Origin of the sequence: Rhodococcus sp. PBTS 1, assembly GCF_001620025.1 — a bacterium.
GTDB lineage: Bacteria > Actinomycetota > Actinomycetes > Mycobacteriales > Mycobacteriaceae > Rhodococcoides > Rhodococcoides kroppenstedtii.
The window spans coordinates 264,204-280,387 of sequence record NZ_CP015219.1 but is presented as its reverse complement, the minus strand read 5'-3'; the positions used below and the strand labels follow the sequence as shown (position 1 = coordinate 280,387).

Below are 16,184 nucleotides of genomic sequence, written 5' to 3'. Positions count from 1 at the left end.
TAGCTCCCTGGGGTTCGCTGAGATTTGCCACCGCGAACGACGCCGCTCACGCTCGTTCCTCTCTGGCACGGGTGAGGGTGGCGTACATCGCGGATCGGCTCAGTCCGGAGATCTCCATCAGTTGCGCGGTGCTGTACTCCCCCGTCTCGTAGTCAGCCAGCAGCCGCCGACGTTGCAGCGCCGACAGTTTCGGGGTGCGGCCCAGCATCCGTCCTTCCGGAAGCTGGGGTCGTGGTCGACAGCGCGGGTGCGGGATCTGTGCGATCAGATGGTGTACCGCCGCGACCCCGACGCCGTCCGCGAACGGCGGGACGAAGCCATGAAGGGGCGGTGCTTCTTCACCGAAGCCGGACTCGACGGCATGGCGACCGTGGGGGCGACGATGTCCGCCGAACGCGCCGCCATCGTCGCCCGCGTCGTCGAATGCCTCGCCGCGCAGGTGTGCCGACACGACAGCCGCACCAAAACAGCGCGGGCATCGGACGCGCTGTTCGCACTCGTCGAGCACGCCCCGTTCGGCTGCGACTGCGCCCGCCCCGAGTGCACGTTCACCGTGGTCGATGCGGACGAGGTCGCGGCGAACGCAGCACGCATCGTCATCCACGTGGTCACCGACACCACCACCCTCACCGGCTCCGTCCCCGCCGATGCGAACGACACCGCCGAGGCTGCAGCAGACCCGGCCGCGCACGCACGGACTCAGGGCGCCGACACGACCGTGGCTGCGGCAGACCAGGCCGTCGCCGAGGTCGCACTCGATGAGGTCGCGGTCGACGTCGCTGCAGCCGAGGAGAGTGCGGCCGAAGCCGTTGCGGCGGAGTCGGTCTCGACCGACGAGGTCCCGGCCGAGGACGCTTCTGTCGACGCCGTTGCGGTCGAGGCTGCCGAAGCGGCTGCGGCGGAGCCCGAGCTGGTGGACGGTGTCGGCTACATCGCCGGGCTCGGCATCGTCTCCGGAGCCCACATCCGCGACCTCGCCGCCGATCCCGCCGCGATCATCCGCCCGCTCGGCGACGGCACCGACACCCCCTCCCGGCCACCCAACCGGCCGACCCCTACCGACCCTCAGCGGCGCTGGACACCTATCATCCGCGCCCGAGACCAGTACTGCACCTGGCCCGGCTGCACCCGACCAGCGTGGGACGGCGACCTCGACCACATCACCGAATACGACCACGCCCATCCCGAGCGGGGCGGACAAACCAGCGCGACCGGCCTCGGCGCGAAATGCCGGTTCCACCACCTGCTGAAAACGTTCGGGGACTTCGTCGACGACCAGTACCCCGACCCCGACAACCCCGGCCGCATCATCCGCACGGTCACCATCCCCGAAGGACGCACCGTCCTCGGCCCCGCCTACACCGGCCACGACACCCACCCCGGCCTGGACATGATCGTCTTCGGCGACCCACCCGGTGCCGGGAAGAAGACGCCACCGACACCGCGCACCTCGACACCGGGTGAACCCGAACCCACCCGACCCGCCCCACGCACCGAACAGAAACACGCCCGCCGACGCCAGGAACGCAACCGCAACCGACTCCGCAACGCCCTGAACGGCATCGCCCCACCCGAAGCCGAGGCCACACCACCGCCGTTCTGACAGGCGCAGGACGCCGAGGCGAGCGGTGGCGATCAGCCCTGCTCGCCCCGGAGCCGGGCGTGGAGATCGGCGCGGGCGCGGCGGCGGTCGTCGTCGACGGCGGCGATGTCGAGGTTCACCTTGCGGCGGAGGTTCTTGAAAAGGACCAACGAGAGCGGGAACGCGACGACGAGCGCGAACACGAGCGCCACGATGAGCGGGAAGTCGACACCGACCAGGGCGGCCACGCCGAGGATCACGGCCGTCACCACCGCGACGAGTCCGAGCCGGGCGACGGTGTACAGGGCCAGGTCACGGGCCAGGCGGCCCTTCGGCGATCCCGCGGCGGGGGGTGACGATTCGGGCTGTTCGGGCGCGGTCATGGACCCCAGATTACCGGTCGCGCACCGTGCCCGAGTGATCCGATTTGTCCATTACCTCCCCTTTACCAACACGAGAACAGTCGAGTACCCGGGGGTTCCGGTGCCACCATGGCGTCGACACCACGGGCACTTCACGCCCGCGGCCCGCGACGCACGAAGGAGCGACCACGATGAGCGCACCGGCCTACTTCCCCACCCAGGAGAACCTGCTGACCCCCGGCCAGGTGGCGGCGCTCTTCCATGTCGACCCCAAGACGGTCACCCGGTGGGCGCACGCCGGCCGCCTCGGCTCGCTGCGCACCCCGGGTGGGCACCGCCGCTTCCGCGAGTCCGAGGTCATGAACCTGCTGACCTCGCTCACCACCGAGGCGCACGCCTGACTCTCACCTCCTCCGCTGGGTGAATGCTCGGGCTGGGAATTCTCAGGATCTCGAGAGGTTCACGCGGATGCCACCCGGCCGTCACGCGACTACCCTCGGTCGTGGAGGTGCGTGATGATCTACGTGGTGGCTTTGATCGGGCTCGTGGTCGTGGCCGTGCTCCTGTGGAAATCGTTCGGCCCCGAGACGGCCGCACCCAGAGGACGCGTGACCGGACCGGACGACGATCCGGAATTCCTCTGGCGCATGGGGCGTGACGCCGCCCGAGAGCGTCGGCGTTCCATCGATCGCCCGGAGGCCGGCACCGACCGCCCCGACACCGACTGACCCCACCGGTCGGCGCCGTCGAGCGCCGTCCGACGCCGTCGCTCAGTGCGTGATCGCGGGAAAGCCCGCGGCCACCGCGGCGGCCGTCTCGAGTAGCGCGACGCGCGTCGCCGGAGCCAGAACGTCGAGATCGACGACCGATCCCTCCGCGAGGTGTGTGTCGAAGGGCAGCACTCGCACGGCGCGGCACCGCTGGCCGAAGTGGTCGACGATGCTCGACACGTCCACCGTCTTGCTCCCCGGCCGTGCCATGTCCACCACCGTGACGGCCTGTTCCACCAGTGGCCCGTAGCCGTGCGCGTCCAACCAGTCGAGCGTCGCCGACGCGGACCGCGCACCGTCCACCGACCCCGACGCCACCAGCACGATCGAGTCCGCGTGGTGCAGAACGCCGCGCATCGCGCTGTGCAGGAGTCCGGTCCCGCAGTCCGTCACCACGATGTTGTAGAAGCGCTCCAGGACGCTCAGCACGCTCTCGTAGTCCCGCGCGTCGAAGGCTTCCGACAGTGTCGGGTCGGTCGACGACGCCAGCACCTCGAGGCGGTGGGAATTCTGCGACGTGAACGCGCGGACCCCGCTGTAGGTCTCGATGGAGTGGGTGTACTGCAGCAGGTCCCGCACGGTCCGGTCGGTCTCGACGGGAACCCGCGTGGACAACGTTCCGCTGTCGGGATTCGCGTCGACCGCGATCACCCGATCACCCCGTACCGACGCGAAAGTGGATCCCAGCGCCGCCGCCACCGTCGTCTTGCCGACGCCCCCCTTGAGGGACAGCACCGCCACCCGGTGACACCCGCGCAGCGTGCTGTTCACCTGCCGCTCCAGAGCCAGCCGGCGTTGCTCGCGCGCGCTGTTGCCGACGTTGACGCGTCCGCCCGTGGCGTCGTACACCGTCCGGCGCCAGCCGGCGGTCGGTGGCGGTGCGACGGGTCGCAGCAACCGCGACGTCGTCAGTTCGTGGGACAGTCCCGTGGGTCCGTCGGTCACTCGGTTCCTCCCCGCCCGCCCCGGTCCGCTCCACCCCCGCGGGAGTCCGGGTCGGTTCGTCAGTTCAGGCCGGCGTAGGAGTGCAGGCCCGACACCACCATGTTGATGATGAACAGATTGAACAGCATCGCCACGAAACCGGCCACGTTGATCCACGCGGCACGGGTGTTGCGCCACCCGGACGTCGCCCGAGCATGCAGGTACGCGGCGTAGACCACCCACGCGATGAAGGACACCGTCTCCTTGGGGTCCCAGCCCCAGAAGCGTCCCCAGGCCGCCTCGGCCCAGATCGCGCCGAGGATCACGCCGGCGCCGAACAACGGGAACCCGATGATGGTGGTCTTGTAGGCGAGACGGTCGAGCGTCTGCGCCGCGGGGAGACGACGGGCGAACCGCGCCAGTGCGCCGCCGGACGCGGCGGTGTCGTCGGATCCGGTCCCGGCGACACGCATCTTCAGCAGAAACAGCAGGGACGCCACACCGGCGACGAGGAAGATGCCGCTGCCCACGGAGACGATGGTGACGTGGATCGGCAGCCAGTACGAGCGCAGCGCCGGCACCACGGGCGCCGCGTCCGCGTAGAGCACCGTCGCGGCGAGGAACATCAGGATCATCACGGGGACGACGACGAACACCTGAGTGTGACGTTGTCCGCGCAGCGCGACCAACCCGGTGACGACGGCGGCGGCGCACGCCATGGTGACGAACTCGTACATGTTGCCCAGCGGGAACCGGTCGGTCGCCAGTCCGCGCAGGACGATGGACGCGACCGTCAGGAGCAACCCCAGCACGACGAGGGCGTGGCCCATGCCGCCGTACTTTTCGGACTTCGGGCGCGACGGGGTCGGCTCGATGCGGCCGGGTACGTTCGCCGCGATGCGGCCGGGTACGTTCGCGGCCGGCCTTCCGGAATCACCCGCCGCGACCAGCTCGCGCTTGCGGTCGTCGGCGGCGACGGTGCGGGTGGCGAACTGCGCCACCAGGAACACCGAGGCCAGGACGAACACTCCGAACGCGGACCGGAACGACCAGTCGCTGAACTGAGCCAGCGTGTCGTCGATCGGCATGACTACTCCTTCGTCGCGGTGTGCGGGGGCGCCGAGTCGGCGCTCAGCAGACGGTCGGCGAGGCGGTCGAACTCGTCGCCCCACCCGGCCTGATCGGTGCGTGCCAATCCGCCCAGCTCTACTACGGTACGTCGTGGATCGTCCGCCGGGTAGACGCGCACCCAGATCCGACGACGCTTGATCACCAGGGACACCACCAGACCGGCCATCATGGTCAGCGCCGTCACCAGCACCCAGGTCTGCGCCGGGTCGTGGCTGACCTGAAGATTGACGAACTCCTCGGCACCGTCGAAGCGCACCTGCGTGCCGTCGGCCAGGGTGGTCGACTCGCCCGGCGTGAGGTTCACCCGGTCCTGCTTGACCAGCCGCCCCTGCTCGACCAGCACCTGGCTGAGCGAGAACAACGACTGCGGGTTGCCGGTGTCGAGTCCGGTGTCGCCCTTGTAGATGTCGACGGCCACGGCCGGGTCGTTCGGCGCGGGGAAGCTGGACGAGAGCAGCGTGCCGTGGAACGACGCCGTCGGGGCGAACAGGCCCTCGATGGCGATCTGGTTCTTCCGTCGTTCGGTGCTGTCGGGGTAGAGCCCGCCGGGTGGATCGAATCGGTGGACGCCGGAGGACAGGAACGTGGTGCCGTCGGTCGGCTCCCACTGGACGGTCTCGGTGCGCGTCTCGCCGTTCGGGAACGTCACGGTGAATGTCGGGGCGTAGCCGTGGCCCTGCAGGTAGACGCGGTCACCGGCGACGCGCAGCGGGTGGTTGACCTGCAGGACGTCGTCCCGCCAGGTGTCGGTGACCAGGTCCGCGCCGGACTGGTACTCGATGTTCGAGGTGAACTGCTCGGCCTGCCCGTTGGGGAGATAGTCGGCACGGAAGTCCTTCACCCGCACGCACAGTGGGGTGAGTCCGGTGCCGTCGATCAGGTTACCGGCGCGGAACGAGTCGAACTGTGCGGGCGAGGTGGTGCAGATGCCCGGCCCGTCGTTGGCGATGACGACGACGTTGCCCTCGTAGCTGAACAGCTTGCCCGCGGCGATCGCCACCAGCAGGCCCACCAACGACAGGTGGAAGACCAGGTTGCCCGCCTCGCGCAGGTACCCCTTCTCCGTCGACAGGGTGAGCGCCCCCGTCGATTCTTCGCGCCGCGCCGTACGCCACCCGCGCATCCGCTCGGCGACGGAATCGAGCACCTCCGCGGGCGCGCCGTCGACCTCCGCCCTGCGATGGTGCGGGAGACGCGCGAGGTTGCGCGGCGTGGCGACGGGTGGGGTGCGCAGCGCCCGTGCGTGCTCGACGCAGCGCGGCAGGATGCAGCCGACGAGGGAGACGAACAGCAGAACGTAGACGGCCGTGAACCAGAAGCTGCCGAACACGTCGAACAGTTCGACCCGGTCCATCAGCGGGCCGAGGGTCGGTCGGTCGGCGATGTACTCGTCGACCTTGCCGGCGTTGAGACTGCGCTGCGGCAACAGTGCGCCGGGGATCGCGGCCAGCGCGAGGAGGAACAGGAGCACCAGCGCGGTGCGCATGGACGTCAACCCGCGCCAGGCGTTGCGGACCGCGGCCAGAGCCCGGCCGCCGACGGACTGCCGCGGCGGGCGCGGCTCGGCCGCCGGCCGGGACTCGATGTCTGTACTCATCTCACTTCTCGACTGTCTTCATCGTGTGCAACGTGCAGGGTGCGATCAGATGGGCAGGGTCGTGCCGGTCACGACGCCGTCGCGAATCCAGCTGACGAACACGTCCCACGCGCCCGTCACCAGGGCCACGCCGACCGCCACCAGCGTCACACCGCCGACGATCTGGACCGTGCGGGCATGGCGGCGCAGCCACCCCACCCCGCGCAGGGCGCTGACGGAGCCGAAGGCGAGGATCACGAACGGCAATCCCAGACCCAGGCAGTACGCCACGATGAGCACGACGCCGCGCGCGGCCGTGGATCCCTCGGTCCCGGCGGTCAGGGAGATGACACCGGCGAGCGTCGGCCCCAGGCAGGGCGTCCATCCCAAGGCGAACACCCCGCCGAGCAGCGGTGCGCCGGCGATGCTGCCGATGCGGCGCGGCTCGAGTCGCGTGTCCCGCTGCAGAGCGGGGATCAGGCCGAGGAACACCAGGCCCATGGCGATGGTGACGACACCGCCGATGCGTTGCAGCAGTTCGCGATTGACCGCGAGCGCCGAGATCAGCCCGAACACCGACGCCGTGGCCAGGACGAACACCACGGTGAATCCCAGGACGAACAGACCCGCCGCCCCGGCCACCCGTGCGCGGCTGCGGACCGCCGTCGTCGTCGACCGCGCTTCCGAGGCGGTCACCGCGGGGGCGTCCGCACCGACGATGCCGGCGAGATAGGACAGGTAGCCCGGCACCAGCGGGACGACGCAGGGCGAGGCGAACGAGACCAGCCCGGCGAGCACGCACGCCCCCAGCGCGAGCAGCAGCGGCCCCGAGGCCGCGGCGGACTGGAACGCCTCACCCATGTCGGTCACCCATGCGTGTCACTCGCTACCGTCGGCCGGTTCCGCGGCGATGCGCTCCACGACGGGCTGCAGGTCGCTCGCGAGCAGTTCCGTCAGGAAGATCGCGGCAACGCGGTGCTCCCGGTCGAGAACGATCGTGGTGGGAACGACGGTGGTGGGGTAGTTCGCGCCGAGCGCGAGGAGGCTGCGAAAGCTGGGGTCGTAGATCGACGGGTACCCGACGCCGTTGTCGACGACGAAGTCCTGCGCCTTGTCCTTCTGCAGGTCACGGACGTTGATGCCGAGGAACTGCACGCCCTGCTCGCGAGTGGCCTCGTAGACCTGCTCGAGGTCGCCTGCCTCCCCGCGGCACGGCCCGCACCACTGACCCCAGATGTTGATCACGACGACCTGGTCGGGGAAGTCGGAGAGGGCGGTGGTCTTCCCCTCCTCCATGAGGTCCGGACCCTTCAGGTCCCCGACGGTGCCCCGGTCGGCCGGCGGGTCGTAGAAGATCGAGGTCTGCCCGCCCGGCGAGACGAACTCGAAGGTGCCGCCCTGCGCCACGGCGTCGGAGCCGGTGGCGCAGCCGGTGGCACCCACCGCGATCACCGCGGCCGCGAGCACCGGCGCGAGTGCGCGGAGCGGTCTCATGCGCCGGTCTGCCGAGGATCGGACCCGCCCGCCGGCTCCGAGTAGACGATGTCGACCAGGGTGTCGCCCTCGTAGATCAGCGACGTCAGCGAGGCCAGTCCGCACTGACGGTGGCGCGGGTCGTGCCACAGGCGGTCGCCCTGGAGGAAGCGACGCAGCGCCCACACCGGCAGCTGGTGGCTCACGCACACAGCCTCGTGCCCGACGGCGGCGACGCGGGCCGCGTTCACCGCGGCCAGCATCCGGTGCGCGATCTGCAGGTACGGCTCGCCCCACGACGGGGTGAACGGGTCCCGCAGCTTCCACCAGTGCCGCGGGCGGCGCAGGGCGCCGTCGCCCACCGCCACTTTGAGTCCTTCGAACTCGTTGCCGGCCTCGATCAGGTTCTCGTCGGTCTCGATGGCCAGTCCGAACGCCGACGCGAGGGGCGCGGCGGTCTCCTGCGCGCGTTGCAGGGGCGATGCGACGACGTGGGTGACGTCGTGACCGGCGAGGGCGTCCGCGACCTTGCGGGCCTGGGCCTGCCCGTTCTCCGACAGCCGGAAGTTCGGCAGACGGCCGTAGAGGATCCCGCCGGGGTTGTGGACCTCGCCGTGTCGCAGCACGTGGACGATGGTCCGCGTGTCGGCGTGCGGGTGCCTTCCGGCGGTGTCCGAGACCGCGTTGCTCGACGAGGCAGGGGTGGTCGAATCGGTCACGATGTCGGCTCCGTAGCGTGGGCCGCCGCTCGCGCGGCGTGCGGGGCGGCGTCGGCGATGATGTCGAACGCGCGGTCGTCGAGGGCGGCCGAGACGAACCACGCCTCGAACGCGCTCGGCGGCGGGTACACCCCGCGCGCGAGCAGCGCATGGAAGAAGGCCGGGAACCGCCAGGTCTGCGCGGCCTTGGCACCCGCGTAGTCGGTCACCTCGTCCTCGGTGAAGAAGACGCTGACCATGTTGGCGGCGTACTGCACGCGGTGCGGCACACCCTCCGCGGTGAGCGCGTCCCCGAGAATCGTGCCGAGGCGCGTGGCGTTGGCGTCGAGGGCGGCGTAGACACCGGCGTCGGCGTGCCGCAGCGTCGTCAGGCCCGCGGCGACGGCCACGGGGTTCCCCGACAGCGTGCCCGCCTGGTAGACCGGGCCGGCCGGCGCGAGGTGACTCATGACGTCGGCTCGCCCGCCGAACGCGGCGGCGGGCAGCCCGCCGCTCATCACCTTGCCGAACGTGTACAGGTCACCGGCGACGCCGTCGACGCCGAACCATCCCGACGCGCTGACGCGGAAGCCGGTCATCACCTCGTCGACGATCAACAGCGCGCCGTCGGCGGACGTCACACGCTTCAACCCCTCGTTGAAACCCGGCTGCGGGGCGATGGCGCCCATGTTGCCCGCGGCGGCCTCGGTGATGACGCAGGCGATCTCGCCGGGGTACTCGGCGAAGACGCGCTCGACGGCGTCGAGGTCGTTGTAGGGGACGACGATCGTGTCGGCGGCCTGCGCCCCGGTCACGCCCGGCGTGGTCGGCAGGCCGAGCGTCGCGACGCCCGATCCGGCGTCGGCGAGCAACGCGTCGACGTGGCCGTGGTAGCACCCGGCGAACTTCACGATCCTGGTGCGGCCGGTGAATCCCCGCGCCAACCGGACCGCGCTCATGGTCGCCTCTGTGCCCGAATTCACCAGACGAACCTCGTCCACGGGGTCGACGCGCCGCACGATCTCCTCGGCCAGCTCGATCTCGCCGAGGGTCGGCGCGCCGAACGACAGGCCCGTCGACGCCGCCTTCTGCACCGCCTCGACGACGGCGGGGTGCGCGTGTCCGAGGATCATCGGACCCCAGGAGGAGATGAGGTCGACGTACTCGGTGCCGTCGGCGTCGCGGAGGGTGTATCCGCTGGCCTCGGCCATGAACCGGGGGGTCCCGCCGACCGAGTGGAAGGCTCGGACGGGCGAGTTGACGCCACCCGGGATCACGGCGGACGCGCGCGTGAAGAGTGCGGCGGATCGGGCGGTGGACTGGTCGCTGTCGGGTCCGCTCGAAATGCTCACGTCCTCCAGTGTTTCACAAGGAACGGAGTGCTCCCCCGGCCGAACGAGCGGTCTACTCACTCGAGTAGTAGTTGCATCCAGGTCAGATCGAGCCACCGGCCGAACTTGACCCCCACCTGCGGCATCACCCCTACGACCTCGAAGTCGAACTTCTCGTGCAGGGCGATCGAGGTGGTGTTGGTCGACTCGATCCCCGCGACCATCGCATGCAGTCCGCCGGCGCGGGCGCGGGCGATCAACTCGCCCATCAGCGCGGTCGCCACCCCCCGGCGCAGGAAGCCGTCGGCGACGTAGACCGAGTTCTCCACGGTGAGCCGATAGCCCGATTTCGGGCGGTACTGCCCGTAGGAGGCGTACCCGGCGACGCGGCCGTCGATCTCCGCGGTGAGCACCGCCATGCCCGCGTCGCGACGTCCGGCGAGCCACGCCTCGCGCTCGGTGAGGTCGACGGCGTCCTCGTCCCAGATGGCCGTCGTCTCGGCGATGGCGGCGTTGTGGACCAGCAGGATCTCGGGCAGATCGGCCCGCACGGTGTCACGAATCAGCACCGGTCGAAGGCTAGTGGGCCGAGTCACTCGCCGGGCGCCCCGGTTTTGGTTACCGTCGAGTATGACCACCACCGAATCCGCCGACACACTGGCAACGCACCTGCGTAGGACCCTCGACGGCCGCTGGCGCGACGTGCGCGAGCAGACGCGTGAGCAGCTCTCCCGACACGAGTTCGCGCCGCACTACACGCCCAACACCGCGATCGCCCGCACCAAGGCGACCGAGCAGCTGCGCATCCTCGCCGCGGCGGGTGCGGCGGAGTCCGGATTCGCGAAGTCGGTCGGCGGCACCGGTGACATCGGCGCCGCGGTGACCATGATCGAGATGCTCGCGATGTCCGACCTGTCGCTGATGGTCAAGGCGGGCGTGCAGTGGGGCCTGTTCGGCGGTGCCATCGAGAACCTCGGGACGCAGCGTCACCACGACGAGTTCATCAAGCCGTTGATCGACCTCGAGACGTTCGGCTGCTTCGCGATGACCGAGACGGGCCACGGCAGCGACGTCCAGTCCATCGGCACCACCGCGACGTACGACCGGGACACGCAGGAATTCGTGATCCACACCCCCGACAAGTCCTGTCGCAAGGACTACATCGGCGGCGCGGCCGAGGCCGCGAAGTACGCCGCCGTGTTCGCGCAGCTGATCACCGCCGGCCCCGGGGAGGAGCCGGAGAGCAAGGGCGTGCACTGCTTCGTGGTGCAGATCCGCGACGAGAACTTCGGCGAGGACCTGCCCGGCGTCACCACCTTCGACATCGGCTACAAGGGCGGTCTGCCCGGAGTCGACAACGGGCGCATCATGTTCGACCAGGTCCGCATCCCGCGGACGGCGATGCTGAACAGGATCGCCGATGTGGCCGAGGACGGCACCTACTCCTCCGAGATCGAGAACCCCAACCGGCGGTTCTTCACGATGCTCGGCACCCTCATCCGAGGACGCATCACGGTCGGCGGTTCGGCGGGTGCCGCCGCTCGGGTCGCCCTCACCATCGCCACGCAGTACGCGTTGCAGCGCAAGCAGTTCAGCGCGCCGGGCACCGACGAGGAAGTCACGATCATGGACTATCTCGTGCACCAGCGGCGCCTGCTGCCGCTGATCGCGAAGTCCTACGCCCTGCAGTTCGCCCAGAACGAGCTGGTGTCGAAGATGCACGACATCCAGAGCGCCGAGGATCCCGATGCCGACGAGCAGCGCGAACTGGAAGGCCGCGCCGCCGGCCTCAAGGCCGCCAACACCTGGCACGCCACCCGCGCGATCCAGGAATCGCGCGAGGCCTGCGGCGGCGCCGGCTACCTCGCCGAGAACCGCCTCATCGCGCTCAAGGCCGATTCCGACGTATTCACCACGTTCGAGGGCGACAACGTGGTGTTGACCCAGCTCGTCGCCAAGGAACTGCTCACCGCGTACGCCCACGAGGTGCGGTCCTTCGGTGCCGCCGACTGGATGCGCTTCGCCGCCGAGACGGTCGGCGACGTGGTCAAGAAGCGCACCGCGGCCGCGCCGATCATCCAGACCCTCGTCGACAGCCGACAGGACAACGAGGAGGAGGGCTCGCTGTTCAACCGCGGCACCCAGATCTCGATGTTCGAGGACCGCGAGGAGTACCTCATCTCCACCGCGGCCCGACGGCTCAACGGACTGTCCAAGAAGATGAGCCAGTTCGACGCGTTCAACATGGTGCAGGACCACATCCTGCACGCGGCCACCGCGCACATCGACCGCGTGATCCTCGAGGCCTTCGTCGCCGGCATCGACAACTGCGAGGACGACGACACCAAGGAACTCCTGGGCCAGGTGTGCGACCTCTACGCCCTGTCCGTGCTCGACGCGGACAAGGCCTGGTTCATCGAGCACCGGTACATCTCCACCGAACGCTCGAAGGCCATCACCCGCGGCATCAACGAGCGGTGCCGCACCCTGCGCCCGCACGCGCAGACGCTGATCGACGGCTTCGGCATCCCGGAGAACCTGCTCGGCGCCGCCATGCTCGCCGACGACGAGCCGGGTGAGGTGAAGGAGTCCGTCAGGACCTGATCGTCAGGAGCGCACCAGACGCGCAATGGCGTCAGCTTCTGACCAGACGCGCGATCGCGTCGCTCGCTTCCTTGACCTTCGCCTCCGCCTCGGGCCCACCCTCGCGGGCCGCGTCCACGACGCAGCCCGCGAGGTGGGCGTCGAGAAGCTTGAGCGACACCGACTGCAGAGCCTTGGTCACCGCCGAGACCTGGGTGAGGACGTCGATGCAGTAGCGGTCGTCCGCCACCATCCGCGAGATGCCGGCCACCTGGCCCTCGATGCGGCGCAGTCGCTTGAGGAGATCGTCCTGATCGAAGCTGCTCATACCCCCACAGTACCCCCTGGGGGTATCAGGGGCGGGGTGACGAGGACGCGCGGCGTCGCAGCCGCAGCAGCAGATGCACGCCCACCGCCGCGGCGACGACCGCGCCGGCCACCCACGGGCCGGACAGCTGCGTGAGGGTCCACTCGAACGTCGTCGATCCACCCGCGTCGGCGGGCAGGCGGACCGTCTCCGTGGTGGGAGTGGAGGTCACCCCGCGCTGCCACAGCAGGACGGCGGCGATGAACGCGACCACGACGCCCACGGCACGCACGGCCGCACTGCCTCCACGGCGCGTCACGGCCGCACCACGCTGGCCAGGTGCTCCCGCAGCGCCTCGTCGTCCTTCGCCCACGCCTGGACCAGGCCCTGCCCCCGCAGCCGCAACCCCACGGCCGTCCGCCCCCGCGGCACCCCGCTGAGCTCGCCCAGCACCCGCGCGCTCTGCCACTTCTCGAGGGTGTTGCCGTTCGCGATGTAGTCGGGCTCGGGGAACACCTCCGCGATGTCCGCGACGGCGACGTTCTCGGTGCCCTGCGTCAGCTCGTCGGGGGTGAGGACGACGGTCACGTGCCGACGGGCGGCGACGATCTGGATCGCCGTGAACCCCATGAGCACGACGGCGATGACCGCGAGAGCGACCCAGTGCACCACGGGGCCCGTGGTCAGCTCGACGATCAGGGCGACGAGGCAGAAGACCGGTCCCCAGGCCAGCGCACGCCACCGGGCTCCCCACTCCACGAACAGGGCGTTCTCGGGCGCGGTCACGGCGCGGTCCCCTCGTCCGCGGAGGGCGCGAACCACGCGGCAGCGCCCGGCCGGTAGACGAGCAGGGACGCGACGAGGAACGTCAGCGCGCCGACGGTGGCCAGCAGCGGGACGACGGCGAAGCCGATGAGCACCGACCCGAGCAGGAACAGCGCCGCGAGCGCGGACAGGACCATCAGAGCGCGGCGGAATCGCACGTCGCCGCGACGGCATGTGGGCCCGGCGAGGAAACCGACCGCGGCTCCGATCACCACGAACAACACCCCGACGGTACGCAGGACCGTCACCAGGCCGTCGGCGTCGGACGCGGCGCCGCCGCCGTCGACGATCTGCTCACGCAGCGTCGTGACCGGGAAGGTGAGGGACAGGAGGCCGAGCAGCAGCACCGCGACGGCTCCCACGATCCACGCGACGAGCGCGACGGTCACGAGAGTGGGGCGGCCGGTCGGGGCGGCGGTGGCGTCGGCGGGATCGGTCACGCCCACCATCCTGCCGAACGGCGGCTCACCCCAGAACGGCAGGCAGGAACACGACGGCGGCCATGAGCACGCCCGTCACCACGATGACCAGCAGCAGCCACAGTTCCCGGCGCCCGCTCCGACAGGGCACGGTGTGCATGCGGTCGGTGTGCAGCAGGTTCGCGCGGTCGGGATTCGTCCGCTCGGTGCTCCCGGTGTTCGCGGTCAACGTGGTTCCTCCCCCGGCTCGCGCTCGTGTGACACCTGTCACGGTACACCGGGCAGAGCCCGGGGCAAAACCGGCGTCGACCCAGGTCAGGGGACGATCCGGCCGGAATCAGGCGGCCGAGAATCCGCTTGCCACCACGAGGATCACCACCACCACGGCGGACGACAGCAGGAGCAACGCGAAGATCTCCGCGGCCCACCGACGCCGTTCTCCGGGTTCCCGTCCGTACTCGAGTTGCGCCATTGCTACCTCCGCCGATACCGGGCCCGACCCGAAATCAGCGTAACGCCACTGGTGTAACTCGTGTCACACCCGTCGCAGGCGTGTCGCCTACCCGCGGCGGCGGACGAAGAATTCCGTCGACTCGCGACGGTGCATGAGATAGACCGCTCCCGCGGCCGCCACGGCCTGCAGGATGCCGAGAATCGTGGTCACGACGGCGACCGTTCCGGACACCCCGCCGAGACCGAACAGGGACGGCAGCGTCGTCACCACGACCACCACGCCGATACCGGTCAGCACCGCCCGCGCCCACAGCTTGCCGGCCCGCATCTTCCGCACCGTCAGCCAGACCAGCGCGGTGATCGCGGCGGCGAACAGCAGCGCGAAGCCCATGGCCACGGTGAGGACGGTGTCCGCGGTCTCCGGCGGCAGGGCGAGGGACGGGTCCTGTGCGGTGAGGTCGGTCATGAGCGCGTCGAGGAACGCGGCGCGGTCGGACCAGAGGGACCACAACCCGACGAGCATCGACGCGACACCGAGCCCGATCACCGCGATCCACAGGTGCCGCGCGGTCTCGATGTCGACGGGCGCGGCCTCCTCGGCGGCCGGACGACCGGGCCCGCCGGGAACGGGCGGCATCGCACCGGGCGGGTCGCCCTCCGGATGCCGGGGCGGGCCGCCCTCCTGATGCGGGTGCGGCACGCCCTCCGGATGCCGATGCGGCATGCTCTCCGGGTGCCAGCTCGGCGGACCGAAGCGGGGGTCGTCGGTCATCGCGCCAGCCGTTCCGCCACCTCGGTGGCCCAGTAGGTGAGGACGACGTCGGCCCCCGCGCGGCGGATGCCCAGGATCGACTCGTCGATGGCGGCCTCGCGGTCGATCCAGCCCCGCTCGGCGGCGGCGGTGATCATCGCGTACTCACCGGAGATCTGGTACGCCGCCACGGGAACCGGCGACGCGTCCGCGACCTCGCGCAGCACGTCGAGGTAGCTCATGGCGGGCTTGACCATGACCATGTCGGCGCCCTCGGCGATGTCGAGGTCCAACTCGCGGAGCGACTCCCGGCGGTTGGCGGCGTCCTGCTGGTAGGTGCGTCGATCCCCGCGGAGCGTGGACCCGACGGCCTCGCGGAACGGTCCGTAGAACGCGGACGCGTACTTCGCGGTGTAGGCCAGCTGGCTCACGTCGGCGAACCCGGCGGTGTCCAGACCCTGCCGGATCGCGCCGATCTGCCCGTCCATCATTCCGCTCGGCCCCAGCATGTGAGCGCCCGATTCGGCCTGCGCCACCGCCATGTCGACGTACCGCACCAACGTCGCGTCGTTGTCGACGCTGCCGTCGGCGGCGAGAACGCCGCAGTGGCCGTGGTCGGTGAACTCGTCGAGGCAGGTGTCCGCCATGACGACCGTGTCGTCCCCGAATTCGTCTCGCAGACGCCGCAGTCCGCGGTTGAGGATGCCGTCGGGGTCGGAGGCCTGCGTGCCCTCGCCGTCCTTGTCCTCGGGCTTCGGCACGCCGAAGAGCATCAGGCCGCCGACGCCCGCTCGCACCGCCCGCTCGCCGGCCGCGGCCAGCGAGTCCAGCGTGTGCTGGTGGACACCGGGCATCGACGAGATCTCGCGCGGCGCGTCGATGCCGTCGGCGACGAACATCGGCAGCACCAGATGCCGTGGCTCGAGCGAGGTCTCGGCCACGAGCCGCCGCACCGCGGGGGTGCGGCGGAGGCGACGGGGACGATCCACCGGAAACATC

The 16,184-nt window shown here is 70.3% G+C and carries 22 protein-coding genes; 4 read left to right on the top strand and 18 right to left on the bottom strand.

The genetic code is table 11. The annotated features are described in order from the left end of the window. Positions 1–46 precede the first annotated feature (46 nt). On the bottom strand, positions 47–208 hold the full coding sequence (locus A3Q40_RS20495) for a hypothetical protein (RefSeq protein WP_162269831.1): 162 nt from the start codon (positions 206–208) through the stop codon (positions 47–49). Here A3Q40_RS20495 and A3Q40_RS20490 point away from each other — a divergent pair. Beyond that, a complete protein-coding gene (locus A3Q40_RS20490; RefSeq protein ID WP_162269834.1) occupies positions 173–1,603 on the top strand; it encodes a DUF222 domain-containing protein in 1,431 nt (476 codons plus the stop codon). The two genes, A3Q40_RS20495 and A3Q40_RS20490, sit on opposite strands and share 36 nt — an antisense overlap. Before the next feature lie 32 nt (positions 1,604–1,635). On the opposite strand, the gene A3Q40_RS01375 is transcribed toward A3Q40_RS20490, so the two are convergent. Further along, entirely contained in the window at positions 1,636–1,965 is a 330-nt protein-coding gene (locus tag A3Q40_RS01375; RefSeq protein WP_068099476.1) for a DUF4229 domain-containing protein, read from the bottom strand. A 170-nt stretch (positions 1,966–2,135) separates the two neighbouring features. On the opposite strand from A3Q40_RS01375, the gene A3Q40_RS01370 reads away from it, so the two are divergent. Further along, on the top strand, positions 2,136–2,345 hold the full coding sequence (locus A3Q40_RS01370; RefSeq protein ID WP_068099475.1) for a BldC family transcriptional regulator: 210 nt from the start codon (positions 2,136–2,138) through the stop codon (positions 2,343–2,345). A gap of 114 nt (positions 2,346–2,459) precedes the next feature. Continuing rightward, positions 2,460–2,672: a hypothetical protein gene (locus A3Q40_RS01365; RefSeq protein WP_068099474.1), complete on the top strand. Its 213-nt coding sequence runs from the start codon at positions 2,460–2,462 to the stop codon at positions 2,670–2,672. Positions 2,673–2,714: 42 nt separating this feature from the next. On the opposite strand, the gene A3Q40_RS01360 is transcribed toward A3Q40_RS01365, so the two are convergent. The 8 genes from A3Q40_RS01360 to A3Q40_RS01325 all read right to left on the bottom strand — a co-directional run bounded on the left by A3Q40_RS01360 (position 2,715) and on the right by A3Q40_RS01325 (position 10,416). Continuing rightward, positions 2,715–3,722, bottom strand: coding sequence for a MinD/ParA family ATP-binding protein (locus A3Q40_RS01360; protein ID WP_082834040.1), 1,008 nt, complete (start codon positions 3,720–3,722; stop codon positions 2,715–2,717). Next, entirely contained in the window at positions 3,719–4,726 is a 1,008-nt protein-coding gene (gene ccsB, locus A3Q40_RS01355) for a c-type cytochrome biogenesis protein CcsB (RefSeq protein WP_068099472.1), read from the bottom strand. Before ccsB ends, A3Q40_RS01360 begins: the two co-directional genes overlap by 4 nt. Before the next feature lie 2 nt (positions 4,727–4,728). Next, a complete protein-coding gene (resB, locus tag A3Q40_RS01350; RefSeq protein WP_068099471.1) occupies positions 4,729–6,366 on the bottom strand; it encodes a cytochrome c biogenesis protein ResB in 1,638 nt (545 codons plus the stop codon). A gap of 45 nt (positions 6,367–6,411) precedes the next feature. Next, a complete protein-coding gene (locus A3Q40_RS01345) occupies positions 6,412–7,206 on the bottom strand; it encodes a cytochrome c biogenesis CcdA family protein (protein ID WP_068104844.1) in 795 nt (264 codons plus the stop codon). Between the two features lie 18 nt (positions 7,207–7,224). Next, positions 7,225–7,839: a TlpA family protein disulfide reductase gene (locus A3Q40_RS01340; protein WP_068099470.1), complete on the bottom strand. Its 615-nt coding sequence runs from the start codon at positions 7,837–7,839 to the stop codon at positions 7,225–7,227. Continuing rightward, a complete protein-coding gene (locus A3Q40_RS01335) occupies positions 7,836–8,453 on the bottom strand; it encodes a histidine phosphatase family protein (RefSeq protein ID WP_235606548.1) in 618 nt (205 codons plus the stop codon). The genes A3Q40_RS01340 and A3Q40_RS01335 overlap by 4 nt, the downstream gene beginning before the upstream one ends. Positions 8,454–8,533: 80 nt before the next feature. Then, positions 8,534–9,868 carry a glutamate-1-semialdehyde 2,1-aminomutase gene (gene hemL / locus A3Q40_RS01330; protein WP_068099468.1) on the bottom strand — a complete coding sequence of 445 codons (1,335 nt, stop codon included), beginning with the start codon at positions 9,866–9,868 and terminating at the stop codon, positions 8,534–8,536. Positions 9,869–9,924: 56 nt separating this feature from the next. Then, complete coding sequence (locus A3Q40_RS01325) at positions 9,925–10,416, bottom strand: GNAT family N-acetyltransferase (protein WP_068099467.1); 492 nt, start codon at positions 10,414–10,416, stop codon at positions 9,925–9,927. Positions 10,417–10,477: 61 nt separating this feature from the next. On the opposite strand from A3Q40_RS01325, the gene A3Q40_RS01320 reads away from it, so the two are divergent. Beyond that, positions 10,478–12,451, top strand: coding sequence for an acyl-CoA dehydrogenase family protein (locus A3Q40_RS01320; protein ID WP_068099466.1), 1,974 nt, complete (start codon positions 10,478–10,480; stop codon positions 12,449–12,451). Between the two features lie 31 nt (positions 12,452–12,482). Here A3Q40_RS01320 and A3Q40_RS01315 read toward each other — a convergent pair whose 3' ends face one another. From A3Q40_RS01315 to hemB, 8 genes are all read right to left on the bottom strand, one after another. Further along, positions 12,483–12,758, bottom strand: coding sequence for a metal-sensitive transcriptional regulator (locus A3Q40_RS01315; RefSeq protein WP_068099465.1), 276 nt, complete (start codon positions 12,756–12,758; stop codon positions 12,483–12,485). Positions 12,759–12,783: 25 nt separating this feature from the next. Beyond that, a complete protein-coding gene (locus A3Q40_RS01310) occupies positions 12,784–13,056 on the bottom strand; it encodes a hypothetical protein (protein ID WP_157889459.1) in 273 nt (90 codons plus the stop codon). Next, positions 13,053–13,523 carry a hypothetical protein gene (locus A3Q40_RS01305; protein ID WP_068104843.1) on the bottom strand — a complete coding sequence of 157 codons (471 nt, stop codon included), beginning with the start codon at positions 13,521–13,523 and terminating at the stop codon, positions 13,053–13,055. Before A3Q40_RS01305 ends, A3Q40_RS01310 begins: the two co-directional genes overlap by 4 nt. Next, complete coding sequence (locus tag A3Q40_RS01300; RefSeq protein WP_157889458.1) at positions 13,520–14,002, bottom strand: hypothetical protein; 483 nt, start codon at positions 14,000–14,002, stop codon at positions 13,520–13,522. The genes A3Q40_RS01305 and A3Q40_RS01300 overlap by 4 nt, the downstream gene beginning before the upstream one ends. A gap of 25 nt (positions 14,003–14,027) precedes the next feature. Then, a complete protein-coding gene (locus tag A3Q40_RS01295) occupies positions 14,028–14,210 on the bottom strand; it encodes a YfhO family protein (RefSeq protein ID WP_139203902.1) in 183 nt (60 codons plus the stop codon). A gap of 108 nt (positions 14,211–14,318) precedes the next feature. Beyond that, positions 14,319–14,453, bottom strand: a complete 135-nt coding sequence (locus A3Q40_RS20975) for a hypothetical protein (RefSeq protein ID WP_256365921.1) — start codon at positions 14,451–14,453, stop codon at positions 14,319–14,321. A gap of 87 nt (positions 14,454–14,540) precedes the next feature. Further along, positions 14,541–15,206: a hypothetical protein gene (locus A3Q40_RS01290; RefSeq protein ID WP_068099461.1), complete on the bottom strand. Its 666-nt coding sequence runs from the start codon at positions 15,204–15,206 to the stop codon at positions 14,541–14,543. Beyond that, entirely contained in the window at positions 15,203–16,183 is a 981-nt protein-coding gene (hemB, locus tag A3Q40_RS01285) for a porphobilinogen synthase (protein WP_068099460.1), read from the bottom strand. Before hemB ends, A3Q40_RS01290 begins: the two co-directional genes overlap by 4 nt. Position 16,184 lies beyond the last annotated feature (1 nt).